Source organism: Mesorhizobium sp. LSHC420B00, from assembly GCF_000503055.1.
Classification (GTDB): domain Bacteria; phylum Pseudomonadota; class Alphaproteobacteria; order Rhizobiales; family Rhizobiaceae; genus Mesorhizobium.
Map to the genome: position 1 here is coordinate 188,788 of NZ_AYVY01000009.1, position 17,519 is coordinate 206,306.

The 17,519-nt window shown below is 59.3% G+C and carries 14 protein-coding genes; 10 read left to right on the top strand and 4 right to left on the bottom strand.

Annotated elements, in window-relative coordinates; translation table 11 throughout:
- The first annotated feature begins 210 nt into the window (after positions 1 to 210).
- The 8 genes from nifB to X760_RS55060 all read left to right on the top strand — a co-directional run bounded on the left by nifB (position 211) and on the right by X760_RS55060 (position 7,687).
- Positions 211 to 1,689, top strand: a complete 1,479-nt coding sequence (gene nifB / locus X760_RS55025) for a nitrogenase cofactor biosynthesis protein NifB (RefSeq protein WP_023719294.1) — start codon at positions 211 to 213, stop codon at positions 1,687 to 1,689.
- Positions 1,690 to 1,720: 31 nt separating this feature from the next.
- Positions 1,721 to 1,915: a 4Fe-4S binding protein gene (locus X760_RS55030; RefSeq protein WP_023719295.1), complete on the top strand. Its 195-nt coding sequence runs from the start codon at positions 1,721 to 1,723 to the stop codon at positions 1,913 to 1,915.
- Between the two features lie 99 nt (positions 1,916 to 2,014).
- Complete coding sequence (locus X760_RS55035; protein WP_023719296.1) at positions 2,015 to 2,335, top strand: nitrogen fixation protein NifZ; 321 nt, start codon at positions 2,015 to 2,017, stop codon at positions 2,333 to 2,335.
- The gene (gene nifT / locus X760_RS55040; RefSeq protein ID WP_023719297.1) at positions 2,332 to 2,544 is read left to right on the top strand and encodes a putative nitrogen fixation protein NifT; all 213 of its coding nucleotides are present in this window, start codon (positions 2,332 to 2,334) and stop codon (positions 2,542 to 2,544) included. Before X760_RS55035 ends, nifT begins: the two co-directional genes overlap by 4 nt.
- A 38-nt stretch (positions 2,545 to 2,582) precedes the next feature.
- Positions 2,583 to 3,488, top strand: a complete 906-nt coding sequence (locus X760_RS55045) for an SIR2 family protein (protein ID WP_023719298.1) — start codon at positions 2,583 to 2,585, stop codon at positions 3,486 to 3,488.
- 73 nt (positions 3,489 to 3,561) lie between these two features.
- Positions 3,562 to 5,430 (top strand): ABC transporter ATP-binding protein, encoded by a 1,869-nt coding sequence (locus X760_RS55050; RefSeq protein ID WP_023719299.1) that lies wholly within the window; start codon positions 3,562 to 3,564, stop codon positions 5,428 to 5,430.
- Positions 5,430 to 7,325 (top strand): ABC transporter ATP-binding protein, encoded by a 1,896-nt coding sequence (locus X760_RS55055; RefSeq protein WP_023719300.1) that lies wholly within the window; start codon positions 5,430 to 5,432, stop codon positions 7,323 to 7,325. The genes X760_RS55050 and X760_RS55055 overlap by 1 nt, the downstream gene beginning before the upstream one ends.
- A gap of 110 nt (positions 7,326 to 7,435) precedes the next feature.
- Positions 7,436 to 7,687 carry a hypothetical protein gene (locus X760_RS55060; RefSeq protein ID WP_023719301.1) on the top strand — a complete coding sequence of 84 codons (252 nt, stop codon included), beginning with the start codon at positions 7,436 to 7,438 and terminating at the stop codon, positions 7,685 to 7,687.
- 246 nt (positions 7,688 to 7,933) lie between these two features.
- On the opposite strand, the gene X760_RS74775 is transcribed toward X760_RS55060, so the two are convergent.
- The 3 genes from X760_RS74775 to nifA all read right to left on the bottom strand — a co-directional run bounded on the left by X760_RS74775 (position 7,934) and on the right by nifA (position 12,123).
- Complete coding sequence (locus tag X760_RS74775) at positions 7,934 to 8,974, bottom strand: LLM class flavin-dependent oxidoreductase (RefSeq protein WP_023719302.1); 1,041 nt, start codon at positions 8,972 to 8,974, stop codon at positions 7,934 to 7,936.
- Positions 8,975 to 9,065: 91 nt separating this feature from the next.
- Positions 9,066 to 10,205, bottom strand: coding sequence for a histidinol-phosphate transaminase (gene hisC / locus X760_RS55065; RefSeq protein WP_023719303.1), 1,140 nt, complete (start codon positions 10,203 to 10,205; stop codon positions 9,066 to 9,068).
- A 235-nt stretch (positions 10,206 to 10,440) separates the two neighbouring features.
- Positions 10,441 to 12,123, bottom strand: a complete 1,683-nt coding sequence (gene nifA, locus X760_RS55070; RefSeq protein ID WP_051409676.1) for a nif-specific transcriptional activator NifA — start codon at positions 12,121 to 12,123, stop codon at positions 10,441 to 10,443.
- Positions 12,124 to 13,212: 1,089 nt separating this feature from the next.
- Between nifA and X760_RS55075 the strand changes: the two genes are divergently transcribed.
- Together X760_RS55075 and X760_RS55080 are read left to right on the top strand one after the other, a co-directional pair.
- On the top strand, positions 13,213 to 14,541 hold the full coding sequence (locus X760_RS55075) for a dicarboxylate/amino acid:cation symporter (protein WP_023719305.1): 1,329 nt from the start codon (positions 13,213 to 13,215) through the stop codon (positions 14,539 to 14,541).
- A 303-nt stretch (positions 14,542 to 14,844) separates the two neighbouring features.
- Positions 14,845 to 15,876 (top strand): LacI family DNA-binding transcriptional regulator, encoded by a 1,032-nt coding sequence (locus X760_RS55080; protein ID WP_023678260.1) that lies wholly within the window; start codon positions 14,845 to 14,847, stop codon positions 15,874 to 15,876.
- Positions 15,877 to 16,457: 581 nt separating this feature from the next.
- Here X760_RS55080 and X760_RS55085 read toward each other — a convergent pair.
- Complete coding sequence (locus X760_RS55085; protein ID WP_023719306.1) at positions 16,458 to 17,387, bottom strand: LysR family transcriptional regulator; 930 nt, start codon at positions 17,385 to 17,387, stop codon at positions 16,458 to 16,460.
- Positions 17,388 to 17,519 lie beyond the last annotated feature (132 nt).

Here is a 17,519-nt window from a genome sequence, read left to right on the forward strand (position 1 = left end):
GAGTAGTCTCCCTCACACTCTGCGCACCCAAGGCTGGTAACCTTCGCGACCCGATTTGCTTGTCCACTGTCGGAAGCCCGACAAAGGTGTGTCGGAGCAATCCGACGGAATCCGACACGAAAGCACAATTCGTGAACCAAAACCGCTCTTTGAGCTGGCATAGCTCTTGCGGTTTGAACTGCGACATTCACCCAGCAACGGAGCCGTTCGATGTCCGCACCGGCAATTTCGCTTGAGAGCCTCAGCACGACATTCGGTGACCAGTTGCTTGCCACCGTGAAAGCTGGTGGCTGCGCGTCTTCGTCCTGCGGCTCGTCGACAAAGCCGAACGACACGGATCCGGCTATCTGGGAGAAGATCAAGGATCACCCCTGCTTTTCAGAAGAGGCGCACCACTATTTCGCGCGCATACACGTCGCGGTCGCGCCCGGCTGCAATATCCAGTGCAACTACTGCAATCGCAAATATGACTGCGCCAACGAAAGCCGGCCTGGGGTGGTCTCCGAAAAGCTGACGCCCGACCAGGCGCTACGCAGGGTGATTGCGGTCGCCAACGAGGTGCCGCAGCTTTCCGTGCTCGGCATCGCCGGACCGGGCGATGCCTGTTACGACTGGAAGAAGACGAAGGCAACGTTCGAACGAGTCGCCAGGGAAATCCCAGACATCAAGTCTTGCATCTCCACGAATGGGCTCGCGCTGCCGGACCATGTCGATGAGCTTGCCGACATGAATGTCGATCACGTGACGATCACCATCAACATGGTCGACCCTGAGGTCGGTGCAAAGATCTATCCTTGGATCTTTTACGACCATCGCCGCTACGTCGGCATCGAAGCCGCCCGGATCCTGCACGAGCGGCAGATGTTGGGCCTGGAGATGCTGAGTGCGCGCGGCATCCTCACCAAAATCAATTCGGTGATGATCCCCGGCGTGAATGATGAGCATCTGATTGAGGTGAATAGATGGGTCAAGGAGCGAGGCGCGTTCCTGCACAACGTCATGCCGCTGATTTCGGACCCGGCGCACGGCACGCACTACGGACTGAGCGGGCAGCGCGGCCCAAACGCAATGGAGATGAAGGCTCTTCAGGATCGTCTCGAAGGCGGCGCCCAGTTGATGCGCCACTGCCGGCAGTGCCGGGCAGATGCCGTCGGCCTGCTTGGCGAGGATCGTGGCCAGGAATTCACGGCCGACCGGATTCCCGGCGCGGTCACCTACGATGCCAGCAAGCGCAAGGCCTATCGGGAGTTGGTCGTGCAGGAGCGCCGTGATCACGTGACGGCCAGGAGCCAAGCGATCGGAATGGTTAAGGCAGCGGGCCCCGGCAAGCCCCTTCTCTTCGCGGTGGCGAGTAAGGGCGGCGGCCGCGTCAATGAACATTTCGGCCACGCGAAGGAATTCCAGGTTTATCAAGCCTCGTCGAGGGGGATCAGCTTTGTCGGGCATCGCAAGGTGGAACAGTATTGCCTCGGCGGCTGGGGCGGAGAAGCCGCTCTCGATGGCGTCATCGCAGCGCTTGAAGGCATAGATATCGTGCTGTGCGCCAAGATCGGAAACTGCCCGCAGGATCAGCTCGCCGACGCTGGAATCCAAGCCACCGACGCATATGCCCATGACTATATCGAGACCGCAATCAGCGCGATTTACGCCGCCGCGTCTAGGACCCCCGCACTCGCGGCGACGGCCTGAGCTGTCTCATCCATTCGGACCAGGAGTTAAAATGGCTTTCAAGATCATCGCATCCCAATGCACCCAATGCGGCGCCTGCGAATTCGAATGTCCCTCCGGCGCGATCAAGTTCAAAGGCGAGAGCTATGTGGTCGACACGCAAAAGTGCACCGAATGCGAGGGAGCCTTCGATACGCAGCAATGTGCCTCGGTATGTCCGGTGCCGAAGACCTGCGTTCCTGCGTGACCGACAATTGGGATGCCGAGATGGTCGGGGCTGCCTCCAAAGCACGCCTGGAGCGCCTTGTTCCCAACCTGCAGCTTCAAGAGAAACCAGGGAACCGACATGTGGCTCGGACGCGAAGAGGAGGTCGAAATCCGCAGGCCTCCACGATTCATGCCGGGAGAGCGGGTTCGTGCCATTCGGCACATAAAGAATGACGGTACCTATCCTGGCAGGGAGATCGGCGAAAATCTCGTGCGGAAGGGCGACGAGGGATATGTGCGCGACATTGGCACCTTTCTCCAGCAGTTCTTCATCTATGCGGTCGAATGGATCGACCGTGGCACGGTCGTCGGCATGCGAGCGCGTGAACTGATGAGCCTCGACAAAGCCGAGGATCCCGGCAGTGCTGAAAGCAATACCAATGAAGGGACGGCCAGATGAAAGTCATGATCCGCAGGACCGAGGCTGGCTTATCGGCGTACGTCCCCAAGAAGGACCTCGAAGAGCCGATCATCAAGCTTGAGAAGGAAGAGTTGTGGGGCGGGACTGTGACGCTCAGGAACGGGTGGCGGCTCCTCCTACCCGATCTTCCGCGGGATACGCGTCTGCCGATCACCGTCGAGGCAAGGAAGATTTCCGAAGATGACTGATGCTGCCCATTGATAAGGGGCGTCGCGAGGAAACCAGCATGAACACGATCCCGACATCGGGCCACCTCGTCATCGTGCGGGACAGTTTTGCCGAAAAGCTGCTTGACCTGGCGAAGCAAGCGCTCGCCGCCGATGAGGTGATCCCCTATCTCGGTCCGGGTCTTCTTGGGTTCAACTGTGCGGAACCGCCTGTGCCGCATACGCCGGAGGTCGTTGCCGCGGCACTCAATGCGCGGGCGCCAGCCCCTTCCAAGATCCGCACCAATATGTGGTCGGTTGCGCAGTTCATCGAACAGCGCCGGCATCGCCGGACGCTTCAAGCTTGGATGACCGACATATTCGCAGCACCGGTGGCGCCGACCGTCCTCCACGCCTGGCTCGCAAGGCTGCCGCTCTCCCTCATCGTCGACAGCTGGTACGACAGCGCGATGCGCACGGCTCTCGTAGAGACCGGCCGAACGGACGTCGTCGAGATACAAGGCGTCACGCGGGCGAACGAAATCCGGGACATTTGGACGAAAACCTACGATCTGTCCGGGAGGGAACTCGACCCCCGATCGGGGGCAAAGACGGTTCTCTATACACCTCACGGGAGTATTAGGCCGGCGCAAAACTTTCTCGTCGCAGATTCCGACTATGTCGAAGTCCTGACCGAAATCGATATCCAGACACCGATCCCAGACGTGGTGAAGGAACGGCGCATCACCCGTGGATTTTTCTTCGTTGGCTGCCGCTTCAACGGTCAGATGCTGCGCACCTACGCCAGGCAGATCATGAAGCGCTCCCGAGGTCCACATTGCGCGGTAATGGACGCGGAAACGCTGACCAGAAACGAAGCGCGTTTCCTTGCGGCAAGCGGAATCACGGTGATCGACATGCCAGTAAGTGAAACCGCGGCTCGGCTTATAGGAACGGGCACTGCTGCAGGTGGTGGACAGGATTAACAATGGCGGGCCCCTTTGATGATTGGTCCTTCGGCTTGCCTCGAAGGCGCAAAATGCAGTCGGGAATACACCCGTGAGCAGTGATGCTATCGGCAGCGCAACGAACGCTCTGAATTCGTTGACCCATGTGGAAGCGGCGCGCTGGGGCCGGGATTTGAGTACGCTGTTGCGCATCACGCGTATGAATTTGCGGCATCCCTGGCAGGTCGCCTTCGCTATGGGCTCGACGATCATGGCGGCAATCCTCCAGTTGCTCATTCCCCAGCTTCTCGGCCGGGCTGTCGACCAGACCCAGACAGCCATTGGGGGCGGTGTCGCGGGGACCGCGGCAGGACAAGCGCTCTGGACCCCGGCTCTCCTGCTGCTCGCCGTCAGCGCGCTACGCGGCCTTTTCACGATGGCGCAGAACTATTTTGCCGAAGCAGTCGGGCATCATGTCGCGTACGAACTGCGGCTCGCCTACTACGACAAGATCCAGCGTCTCAGCTTTTCCTTTCACGACCGGGTCCATTCAGGCGATCTGATCACCATCGGAATGCTCGATCTCCAAGGCGTGCGGATGTATTTTTCCACCGCGCTCGTTCGCGTGCTCCTGCTCACCATGCTGATCGGGATCGGCGCCTACATGATGATCTCGACCGATCCCATGCTCGGCCTGGTCGCGCTGAGCTTCGTGCCTTTTGTCGCCTGGCGCTCATCGGCCACACAGCTTAGGCTGCGCGCCACCTGGCTCGACCTGCATGAGCGGCTTTCGGTACTAAGCCGCGTGATGGAGGAAAATCTCGCAGGCATCCGCGTGGTCCGCGCTTTTGCGTCTCAAGCCTATGAGATGCTGAAGTTCGACGGCGCTTCCAAGAACGCGCTCGACCTCGCCCACGACCGAGTTGACATCTACGTGCCCAGCACGTCGGCGATGACCTTGTCCTTCTTTTTCGCAATGGGATTGGTGCTCTGGATCGGTGGCAGCAGGCTCGTCGCTGGCGAGATCAGCGTCGGAACGGTGGCGACCTTCCTGACCTTCATGACAATCCTCCAAATGCCAGTCCGCCAGATCGGCCTCATGGTCAATGCCTTTGCCCGCGCTTCTAGCTGCGGTTCGCGGCTTTTCGGTCTCCTCGACCAGGAGATCACAATCAGGGATGCTCTCGAGGCCAGACCGCTCGAGATAAGCGACGGCACTCTGCGCTTCCACAATGTCTCATTTGCGTACCCCAGCGCCGAAAACCGCGCCATTTTGAAGAACCTCAGCTTTGAGGCCCGTAGAGGCGAGACGATCGCGATCGTCGGTCCGCCGGGTTCGGGCAAATCGACGATGGCTCATCTGGTCCCCCGCTTTTACGACGTGACCGGTGGCGCCATCACGCTGGACGGCCAGGACATACGTAATGTCACCCTCGCGACGCTTCGCAAGGCGGTCGCCGTCGTACAGCAGGATGCATTCCTATTCACCACCACGATCGAGAACAACATCGCTTATGGCGATCCCTGGGCGAAGAGACAGCGAATAGAACGCGCTGGCGAATTCGCCCAGCTCCACAACTACATCCTCGGGCTCCCAGCAGGCTACGAGACGGTCGTGGGCGAACGCGGCGTCTCTCTCTCTGGCGGCCAGCGCCAGCGTCTCACGATTGCTCGCACCATGATGCTGCGCCCCTCCGTCGTCGTTTTCGACGACTCAACGGCCGCGACCGATGCCGGCACCGAGCAGCGCATCCGCGCGGCGATGCGGCGCTTCGCCAAGGATCGGGTGACGATCATCATCGCGCACCGGCTGAGTGCGCTTATGCATGCCGATCAGATCCTTTTTGTCGATAACGGCGAAATCGTAGAACGCGGCACGCATCAAGAGCTTTTGGCGAAGCGGGGACGCTACAGGGCCCTTTACGATCTCCAGACGCGCCCGGGTGATGACATTATGACCCAGTATGGGGACGCCCGCTGATGGCCCAGGGCCGCGCCGGCGAACTCGAAGCCGACCGTGACGACGGCAGACGCCCTCCGCGCGCGGTTGTCGGCTCGCACCGCATCGAGGAGGAGATGTTCGGCCGGGCTTTCGACAAGAGCATCCTCCGGCGCATCTGGGCCTTCGTCCGTCCCTATCGGGCCAGGGTAGTCATCACGATTGCAGCAATGCTGATCTTCACCGGGACGCAGCTTCTCATCCCGTTGATCATCAGCTACGCGATCGACCCGGGCATGAACCCGGCAAGGAACGATCGCTCAGCCCAGCTTGCGGCCGTCGGCGCGTTCGTTTTGGCGATTTTGGTCAATTTCGCTGCCGGCTACATGCAGGAAACCGTGGTTGGGAAAGTGGCCGAAACTGTCCTGTTCGACATCCGCCGCGCCATGTTTGGCCATCTGCAGAAGGTCTCGCTCTCCTTCATGGACAAGACCGAGGTCGGACGCCTCATGTCGCGCCTGCAAGGCGACGTCAACTCCATACAGGAATTCCTCGAAACCTCGGTATATTCCATAGGCGATGTTGCGCTTCTCTTCGGCATCGTTTTCCTAATGCTGTGGCTCGACTTCCGCCTCGGCCTCCTGACGCTCTCGGTTCTGCCGGTCCTGGTGATCGTCCGCATTGTCTGGCTGCCGCGTGCCCGCGCCGCCTTCATGGCTGCACACGAGACTAATTCCGTCGTCAACGGCGCGCAGGCCGAAGCCATTCACGGCGTGCGCACCGTCCAGTCCATGGACCGCCAGCAGGTGAATTTCATCCTTTTTGACGACAAGGCCCATGCCAACCTCAGGACCCACCTGATCGCTGCCAAATATGCACTGGTCATGGTGCCTATCGTCGATGGCCTCACCGGCCTCGCCATGGCCGCCGTTATTGTGGTCGGCGGCTCGATGGTTCTGAATGGCCGCATAGATGTGGGCGTATTGGTTGCCTACCTATTTTACATCCAGCGCTTCTTTGACCCGATCCGCTCACTCACCCTGCAATATTCGGTCATGCAGCGCGCCATGGCCTCAGGCAAGCGCCTGGCCGATGTGCTCGACGTCAAGATCGATGTTCAGGACAAACCCAATGCCAAGGTGCTTTCGCCCGAAATGGACGGCTCGGTCGAGTTCAGGGACGTCACCTTCGGCTACAATCCGAACCGTTCGGTGCTGAAAAATGTTTCCTTCCGGGTCAATCCCGGCGAGACGGTCGCACTGGTCGGGCCGAGCGGTTCTGGCAAATCGAGTGCGATGGCCCTGGTCCACCGCTTCTATGATGTTCAGCAGGGCCAAGTGCTGGTCGGCGGATATGATGTGCGCGATCTCACCCAGGAATCGCTCGGCCGCCAGGTCGCCATGGTGCTGCAGGAGCCATTCCTGTTCACCGGGACGGTCTTCGAGAACATTCAATACCACAAGACAGAGGCCACGCGAGACAAGGTGATCGAGGCGGCCAAGGCGGTCGGCGCCCACGACTTCATCATGAGCCTCGCCGATGGGTATGAGACCCAACTTGGCGAACGCGGCGACAACTTATCTCTCGGCCAGCGCCAGCTTATCAGTTTCGCCCGCGCCCTCGTCGCCGACGCCAAGATCCTCGTGCTCGACGAAGCTACCGCCAAGATCGACAGCTACACGGAAATGCAGATTCAGAAGGCTCTGATAAAGCTGCTTGAAGGCCGTACTGGCCTCGTGATCGCCCACCGTCTTGCCACGATCCGGGGTGCCGACCGCATCATCGTGCTTCAGAATGGCCAAGTTATTGCGGCTGGCAACCACGATCAGCTAATAGCCACGGGGGGCCTCTATTCCAAACTCTACAATCTCAACTACGCCTCCTTTGACGATATTCCAGAACACGATACGACCGTACAAGCCGGCTCCCAGACCTGACGTCTTGGCGGCCTTGTGGTACTGACATTGACCTCGGGCGTGCCGGCGGACACTCAGGCCGCCGCAGACGAGGAAGCAGGCAGCATTCATGCAAAGCACTCGCGCCGATCGTGAAGACCGGCTGCGAACGATTTCCTCCAGCGTCGTTATCCGACCGCGGTGCACGCCGCGACATCGGCGAACTCGCTCCAGGTGGTGTCGCTCGGCGTAGCAAAGCCGCTCGCGAGCGCGCCCTCAACAGCGCCGTAGCGAGTGACGGCTTTGCTACCGCCGAGCCGCTGATGAAGCTGGATGCGGGAGCCGCCACCGGCGCCGCCCCGGTCGAGAAGAACCTCTTGCGGCGGGCTATGGGCAACGACTAGCGCGAGCGCGACGAGCAGATGCGTGCCGGCATCGTGACGCGCTCGGCCATCATCTCCTTAGGATCGTGCAGTCTCACACCGTGCCCAGATGCCGGCCAACGCACAAACCTGGTAATGTGTGCCGCCGGCTCGTCGTCAGTTTGGCCTCCCTCACGATTTCCCAATCCCCACCACGTGCACGCTCGAGCAATGTGAGGGAGCGCTGTTACAACGATTTACCTTCGGATCAGACCGCGAATTTCATGGTCAGCCAAGTCGAGCCATGATTTCGGATTGAATGGTCGTCGCGGTGTATAGGGAAGCATCTAGCGGCAGATTCCCAAATGCCAGTTGACAAAGAAGGTAGTTAGCACCTGCCTCTTCCAACTGACTGAGCAGAGCTTCTCGCACAGACGCTGCTGATCCTACCACGCACAATTCACTCTCGACTGCCGCATCGAAGGTCAGCGGCAGGTTGGGTGGAGTGGGGATAGTGTTAAGCTCGTAAAGGAATTGGAAGCTCTTGAGCCATCGTTCGTAAGCAGGTGCCGCGAGCGAATAGGCATGTGTGTCACAACGCCCAACCACGACCATGCGGAGCAATCCAATAAATGGCGCTCGATCGCCCGCGCCAGTGTTGTCCTCTTGATAGGCGCGGAACGCATCAGTAGTTTTGCGAACAGAAGAGGAAGGTCCTACACACGCGATATTTGCTCCATTCGCAGCGGCCCAGGCTGCGGACTCGGGTCGATTGGCGGCGACCCATGTCGGCGGATGTGGACGCTGATGAGGTCTTAGCGTCAAAGGAACGTCATTGAGCTCAAAATGGCGGCCTTGATAGCACAGCGTGCCAACCTTCATGGCATTAACAAGTATTTCAACAAGAATTTCGCTGGCTTCCGCATAGCGGCCCGGCACCGCGTCCGCACCAATCCCGAAGTAACCCAATTCGATCGGGAGAGCACCGCGCCCTATGCCCAGTTCGAGCCTGCCACCGCTCAACTGGTCCAGCATACAGATCTCTTCGAACGCACGCAGCGGATGATAAAGCGCAAGCAGCATCACCAAGGGTCCGAGACGCAGGCGCCGGGTGCGCTGGGCGACGCTCGATAAGAACAGATTCGGCGATGGACCTCTCCCATGGGGGGTACAGTGGTGCTCTGCGAGATGATAGGCATAGAACCCTAGCTGATCGCACGCCTCTGCTAATATCAGGCGATCTTCGTACTGCCGGGCGATATCGAGGCCGTCCTCGTCCAGATGATCGAAGATGCCGAAGGCTAGGTTTGAAGGAAAGACGTTTGTCACTCGATATTGTCCCCGATTTTAAAGAAAAATGTTGTCGTGCTTGGGTGACCAAGCAAGTCTAAACATAGCAATGTGTGATATCGGATTAGCGTCAGCGTACCGAACGAGCAGAGCCTGACGCTCCCCTGCCCGTGGTGCTTGGTATGTTTAAGCTTCCTACTATATCGCGAGCGGCAGCAAGAAATGCATCCAATTGCTCTTTTGTGCCGATGCTGACGCGGATGCAATGTTCCAAACCGTTGTCCGGAAAGTAGGCAACGAGTATCTTTTGCCTTTCTAAGGCTGCTTGCCACCATGAGCCGTCCTGTCCCGCTGGCACACGGGCTAGCAAGAAATTTGCGTGGGAGGGCGTTACGGAAAATCCAAGTTGCGACAGTGCGGCTGTCACTCGCTGTCGTTCATGTCTGATGTGCTTGTGGTTCTCTGCGTAGGCGCCGCGATGCGCAAGCACGCTGATACCAACCGCATGCCCGATCACGTTCATGTTGAAGACGTTCTGGATGTTGCGCAGCCTGCCAATAATCTCAGGGTGACCAAAACCGAAACCGACGCGAATGCCGGCGGCGGCATAGCTCTTCGAAAATGTTCTCAAGATCAGAAGGTTCGAATAACGGTTGATGAGGCGCAGCCCGTGATCGGGTGCAAAGTCGACGTAGGCCTCATCAAGGACGACCAGGCGATCCGATTGTGACACGAGGCGTTCGATATTGCTTATCGAGAGGAATGTTCCGGTCGGATTGTTTGGATTGGCCACCAGAATGAACTTGGCGTCTTTTGCCGGACCGGAAAGCAATTGCTCCATTGGCAGCGAATGAGTTTGACATCCGACCTCGAGAAACTCAGCACCATGCAACATGGCAAGTTTGCGGTTGAACGAAAACCCTGGCGATATCATCGCCACCTTGTCGCCAGGGGCGAGGAAAGCTCTGTAGATGAGTCCGAGCAGTTCAGACGACCCGTTGCCTGCGATGACCTGATCCGTGGATACGCCATAGGTATTGGACGCTGCTTCCCTCAAGCTGATGTTATCGTCGTCCGGATACAGATACTGGCGCTGGAGGGCCGCCACTGCACTTTGCATTATGATTGGCGGCAACGGAAACGGGTTCTCATTCGTATTCAGCTTGACAAAACTTCTGTCCGGCGCTGGTCCGTTGGACGGCAGAGCATCTAACTGTCGCGTCCCTTGCGGAAGAGACGAAAGCACAGCTTGCAGTTTTGCATCGGACATATTTTATCTCCGTTTCAGTCGCACAGGGGCATCCATATGAGCTCGCAACGAGAGCAACATGGCGGACGGATTGACGATGGCAGCGTCGCCTTTCACAAGATGGTCGCAACGCCGGCTGCCACGGGAATTCGGCCAGGCTGTCCTCGGTCGGATCGACTTGACGCGGACGCGGATCTGCATCCCTGCGCGGGCCAAGCCGCTAAGCGGTCTCAGCTAATCCGCCTGAGTCATGCTTTCACAGACGCTTGACCTCGATGCCGTATTTCCTCAGCACGTAGCCAATCTGGCGCGGGGTCAGTCCAAGCAGGCGCGCCGCCTTTGCCTGCACCCAGCCACATCTTTCCATGGCAGCAATGACGCGCTCGGCGTCGGTGGTCCTCGCGCCCAATGAGTGGGTTGCTCCGGCAGGCGGGACTGTGGTGGCGGCCGAACGAGCGGCCGCATCCGGAGGCGTGGCCGGATTCACTGCGTCTGGCAGGATTGGCGCTGGTTGCAGCGCGGCCTTGCCCGATCTGCTCTTCCGCAGCGCCTCGGCAAAGCATTGGTCGTGGGAGCACGCAAAGTCGTTTCTCCCGATTGATAGTCCCTCCGCCAGGATCGCTGTCCGGTGCACGCAATTTTCAAGCTCGCGAATGTTGCCGGGAAATTCACATTTCATCAGTACTTCAATCGCACGCGGATCGAAGGTCAGCGTACGGCCGTTCTCATCGTTGAAATTCTTGAGAAACTCAGCTGCGAGGAGCGGAATATCGCTGCGCCTTTGGCGTAATGCCGGCACCAGCAAGGGAACCACGTTGATGCGATAATATAGGTCGGCGCGGAACTCATTCCTTGCAACCGCCTCTTCAAGGTTCCTGTTCGTGGCGGCAATCACGCGAACGTCGACCTTGATGGTCTGGTTGCTGCCGACGCGCTCAAACTCCTGCTCCTGCAGCACGCGCAGTAGCTTTGCCTGGAAGGAGGCCGAGATCTCGCCGATCTCATCCAGAAACAACGTCCCCTTGTCGGCGAGCTCAAAGCGACCCTTGCGGGAATTGAACGCGCTTGTGAAGGCACCCTTCTCATGACCGAACAATTCGGATTCCAGGACTGTCTCTGGCAGCGCTGCACAATTGAGTTTGATGAAGGGCCGCTTGGCGCGCGGCGACAACTCGTGAATTGCCTTGGCGACCAGCTCCTTCCCGGTACCGGATTCGCCTCGCAACAGAACCGTGGTCTTTGCCTTAGCTACCACTGCGATCTTCTCGAGCAGCGCGCTTAGCGCCGGACTATCGCCAATCATGCCCTTGACGTGAACCTTCTTGCGCTGCGGTGCAGGGTGCTTGACATCAGAGAATTGCGTTTGCAGCCGATCTTCCACCTCCGTCGGTCGTTCGCGGTCGCCCGCGGAGAAGCGGTGCAACTTGACTGTCTGTCCCACCATGTTGGCTATCATGGTGAGCAGCCGGACATCATAATCGAGCCGATACGTTGACCTGCTGTCCAAGGCGCGGTCGATAGTCAGCGTGCCTACGGCGTTCCCATCAATACGAATGGGAACGCCGATGAAGGACACGGTGTCGGAGGCCCCAAGCACCTCTACGTCAGCGGCAGTGAAGGCCGAATGCACCGCTATGTTCTCGGCGACGAGCGGCGTGTCCGTCGTCACAATCAGATCGATTGCCTTGCGCGGCAGGCGCATCCGGGAGCGCTCATCGCTGTTCTCGTCGCAGCCGGTGACTACGGTGATGTCCAGTACGCCCTCAGCGTCGAAGAGAGCGATGATGCCGTGCCGCATCTGCACAAACGAGGGCAGGAGATCGACGACCTTGGCCAACGTGACTTCGAGCCGGGCGGGGTCGGTGAGTACTTTCGATATTTCGAAGATGCCGGTAAGCGCGTGCTCATGCGATGGCACAAAAGGGACCGCGGTGTTCATCTCGGACTTTGGGTAAGCCCTTTTCGCATCCGGAAGCGAAATGCGGCACTCGCTGGCATTTTGTTCTGATTTGGGAATGTTGTGGTGCATATGATCCTCGATCTCGCGCCATGAAATGCATGCCGGCGGCATGTGCGCCCGCGACGTCGCGGGCAAGCGCGAAAATGCTCTGACGTGAACTCGTGCCACCGCCGTGTGGTCGAGTGCAAAGCGGGTCGACCCCTGACGCATCGCTTGGCTCTCCCTCCACGAAGCTTGGCCACGTTCTCGGCTTGCACGGGGGCAACCACACGTTGATTTTCAAAAGACTGGAGCGAGGCGGGATAGTCAATCGATCTTTCTTTCATTCGTGAAACGAAACCTCGCTGCCTATGATAGAATTCATCAGTTCTAATTTTTGTCGGGATGTTGAACGACAGAAATACGGCGCCGGCGATGCGGTGCCCGAGCGGCTGACCGCGCCGAGTATAAATTGCCGGGCCGTGCCATTCACCAGCGCCTGCGAACCAGGGGCGGGAGCAATAATCACTGCCGACGACACTGGTCGGTCGCGGCAACCGCCATTTCCTCGATATTGATGACGCAGATAAGGCGGCGGCGTCGCGTGTGAAGGCGCGAAGCTGGCGGTCGAGCGCGGCTTTCTCGGCGGTGCTCGGAACTTCTGAACCGCATCGTCGCGGTCAGCACCAGCGGCGTCAATCCCTACGTCTCGACGTCGCTTTCAAGCTGTCGCTGCAGCGGGAGCGCGGCAAAGAACACGGCAATTCTCCGCTCTGGTGCCAGCGATGCGGCCCTTCCCAAAGTCGGCAAACCGAGGAGCCCACCACGATGTGCAGCAAAACCGCAAGCCAGAGAGATCGACCGGCAATCTGCCGGAGAACATCAAGCGCGTGCTGGACGGCGGCCTTGTCATTCCCGTCTTGTGCCACCGCATCCGATCATTGGCGAGCCCAACGTCAGTTCAGGTCATGCGGATCCATTTGGCATGGGTATTGCGGCGGCGTTGGTGCAGCGTTCGACCGGAGCGCCGCGATAGGGAGAAGCCCGGGAGAAGTCACGCCACCTCGATCCGGTCAGGGAGAGAGAACAGTGTCAGCTGCACAAGTCCGCGGCGCGAGTCCCGCGCCCCGCAAACCCTTCTATGCCAAGCTTTACGCGCAGGTGCTTGCCGCCATCGCCCTCGGCGTCGCAATTGGCTATTTCTATCCGGGGACCGGCGAGAGCCTGAAGCCGCTGGGTGATGCCTTCATCAAGCTGGTCAAGATGATCATCGCGCCTGTCATCTTCCTGACAATTGCGACCGGCATTGCCGGCATGAACGATCTTCACAAGGTCGGCCGGGTCGCCGGCAAGGCAATGGTCTATTTCCTCACCTTCTCGACGCTCGCGCTGATCGTCGGCCTCATCGTCGCCAATCTCGTCCAGCCTGGCGCCGGCCTCAACATCGATCCGGCCTCGCTCGATGTCCAGGCCGTGAATACCTATGCCGCAAAGGCCCACGAGCAGTCGGTCACCGGCTTCCTGATGAACATCATCCCGCCAACGATTGTCGGTGCCTTCGCGGAAGGCGACATCCTGCAGGTGCTGTTCTTCTCGGTTCTGTTCGGCATGGCGCTCGCGATGGCCGGAGAGACGGGCAAGCCTGTCGTTTGCTTCCTTCAGGCGCTCATCGCGCCTGTCTTCAAGCTCGTCGGCATTCTGATGAAGGCCGCCCCGATCGGCGCTTTCGGCGCAATGGCCTTCACGATCGGCAAATATGGCATCGGTTCGGTCGTCAACCTCGCGATGCTGGTCGCGACGTTCTATTTGACCGCCTTTCTCTTCGTGTTCGGGGTTCTCGGTGCGGTCTGCCGCTACAACGGCATTTCGATCTTTTCTCTCATTCGCTACATCAAGGAAGAGCTACTGCTTGTCCTCGCAACGTCCTCCTCGGAGGCCGCGCTTCCCTCGCTCATGCAGAAGATGGAGAAGGCGGGCGCCAGGCGTTCGGTTGTGGGTCTCGTCATCCCGGCCGGATATTCGTTCAATCTGGACGGCACGAATATCTACATGACCCTGGCGGCCCTCTTCATCGCGCAGGCGACGAACACGGATCTGTCAATCGGCGATCAGGTGCTGCTGCTGCTCGTTGCGATGCTTTCCTCCAAGGGCGCTGCAGGTGTGACAGGTGCGGGCTTCATCACCCTGGCTGCTACGCTCGCCGTAGTTCCGAGTGTTCCCGTTGCTGGGATGGCACTGATCCTCGGCATAGACCGCTTCATGTCCGAATGCCGGGCGCTGACGAATTGCGTTGGTAACGCAGTGGCATCCCTCGTCGTCGCACGCTGGGAAGGAGAATTGGACCAAGCGCAGATGAAAGCCGCCTTCTGCGGTCATCAGCTTGCCGAGGCATCAAGCCGGCTATCCTCCGCCGAGTAAGGTCGACGCACCGCGACCGGTTTCGCCAAGCTGGTCACATGACCTGAACGGTCGACTCGCAGGCTCTAAACGGCGCCTCACGGACCATGTATCAGAAGCGCTAAATGTGTGAGTGCAAATCATCGCCGCCCTAAGCGAATGAACTTTCCGTTATACCCGGCCGGTCTAGGTCTGGAGTAGTCCAATACGCTGTCGATCATTCAGTATGCGGGCGTCTTCACTTTTGCCCACCCGAAACCATTGTCGAATCGCGCTAGGTGACAGAGAGCCAGCCTGCGTCAAAAACCAATCAGAATAGGACCCATGACCAAGCGCCCCACAATTGCCGATCTCGCCCGCGAAGCCCGAGTCAGCGTAGCAACGGTCGATCGGGTTCTGAACGCCCGCCATCCGGTGCGCGAGGAGACCGCGCGGCGGGTCCACGACGCCGCCCACGCGATCGGCTATCATGCTGCCGGGCTCATCAAGCAGCGCTTGCGGCGAGACCTACCGTGCTACCGTCTGGGCTTCATCTTGAGAAAACCGGCCCAGCATTTCTACCAAGACTTTGCGCGCGAGGTCGAAGCGTCGGTCAATTTGGCCCAGTCCTTCCACGGCATTCCGCTCATCCAATTCGCCCCGTCACATATGCCGAGCGACCTAATCGCACCGCTCAAGGATTTGGGCGCACGCTGCCATGCGATCGCGATGGTGGCACCGGACCACCCGAAAATTACAGCAGCGGTTGAGGACCTCAAGGCCAAAGGCATTCCGGTTTTCTCGCTGCTTTCCGACTTCGCCGCCGGCGTGCGACAGGGCTATATCGGCCTCAACAACCGCAAGGTGGGGCGCACGGCCGCTTGGATGGTGTCCAAGGTCGCAAAACGGCCCGGCAAGGTGGCGGTGTTTGTCGGCAGCCATCGTTTCCAGGGGCACGAGCTCCGTGACGTCGGCTTTCGCTCCTATTGCCGTGAGAACGCGCCGACGTTCGAGGTGCTCGATCCGCTTGTGAACCTGGAGAAACGGCAGGTCACCTACGAGGCAACGCTTGATCTCATGCAGCGGGAACCCGAGCTCGTCGGCTTCTATGTCGCCGGCGGCGGCATGGAGGGCGCCATCTCCGCGGTCCGGGAAGAGGGTAAAAGTCGCGATCTCGTCGCGATCGTGAATGAAATCACGCCGGAATCTCGGGCGGCACTCGCAGATAACATCATCACGATGGCGGTCGCCACGCCAATGCGCCGGCTTTCCCAGGAGCTGATAACGCTGATGACGCGGGCTATCGAGACCGGCACTGCTGAAACACCAGGACAGACATTTCTGCCGTTCGACATCCATCTGCCGGAAAATATATGAAGCTGATGGATTCTATCGTAAGCGGGGAGTTTCCTTTCATAAATGAGAGAAAGTTGATTGATGATCCGATCCACGCGGGGTAGCCGCACCCCACAGGCCTCAGCCGCGGCCCAGGATGAAAGCGCCGATTGAGTGAACGGATCGGCCGCGCGTTCAGGCGGAAGCGCGAGGTAAATTCCCTACATCCGCAGCGTCGACCTCGACCGGCTTCATTGCCAACATCTCGACGTTGTCGGTGCAGGGCGGTGTCGTCAAGGATGCCTCACGCCAGTAGCCGAGCGAGGCCGGCACAGTCCATTGGGATCGACCTCGTCGACCGCCATCTCCTCGCCTGGCCGCGCGTGAAAAGCCGCGGCAAGGCTGGCAAAGTTGGCATTTGAGTGGGGCTAAACATCTTCTGGGACTTCGCTCGCGAAATCGGAGGCGGCAGTCAACTCAGCACCAACCCGGGCATGTGTTCTGCTCGTTCCTGGCCCTCGTACTCAGCAAGGAACTGCGCCGCTCTGCCGAGCCAAAGGCCTGACGCCCGAATGGCAACCGCTCCTACGCGATCGCGACCGCCTCCAGGAAGCCCGAGACGCTCAATAGCTTTCAAGCAAAGGCGCCAGGCGAGATGCCTCCTGCAACACCATTTCCCGCATCCACAGGCTTGCCGGATCAGTATTGTGAAGCGCGGGCCATTGGATGGCCTCCGTGAATGCGGGATGAGGAAGTGGCGGCGGAAGTCCGACAATCCGCAGGGGTGTTGTTTTTGCGAAATGCTGCGCCAGCCGTAAGGGCATGGTCCCGATGCGGTTGGTGCCTGATAGGACGGGCGCGATCAGGCTAAAGCCCTGTACGACGACCTCGATACGTCTCTCGAAACCGTGCTCGAGCAAATACCACTCCTCCATGGTGGGCTGCCGGGTGTGCCTGAATTTGAGCACGACATGCCCCATCGACAAGTATCGCTCGAATGTAAGTGGCTCTGACAGCTGCTTGTTCGTGCCGCAGCCTACGCATACGAGCATATCTTCGAACAGGGCTGCGCGAGGATGTTTCGACATGAACACTTCCGGCATAATCAGAAAATCAACGTCGCCGCGCCGGAGAAGCTCCTCGGGGTCGTCGCAAATAGGCAGACATTCGAAGCGGACGGCGGGAGCTTCCCGCGCAGTACGCTCTACGATCCTCTTAAAAAGCACGAGCGTGAGGTAATCGGAAAGCATGATTCGGAAGAGACGATCCGATTGGGCTGGGTTAAAGGCGTCGGAGGAAATAATCGATAGCTGGATGTGCAGCAATGCGTCCCGGACTGCTGGGGCAAGCCCCTCCGCGCGCGGTGTCAAAATGAGCTCGCGGCCGTTCATCGTAAATAGCTCATTGCTGAAGTAGGCGCGTAACCGAGCGACGGCGGCGCTCATGGCCGGCTGGCTCAGGTTAATACTGTTGGCCGCGGCAGTGACTTTACGCTCCCTGATCAGAGCGTCCAGCACAACGAGGAGATTCAGATCCAGCCCCTTAAACCGCATATCCTGATCTATCCAGCGTGTGGATGGGCATCATCTAAACAATCAATTTTACGAATTTACGAACCATGCATTAGAGGAACGTAAATGACCGACGTCAAGCTCAAATCGACGGCGCCGCGACACGGGCGGGAA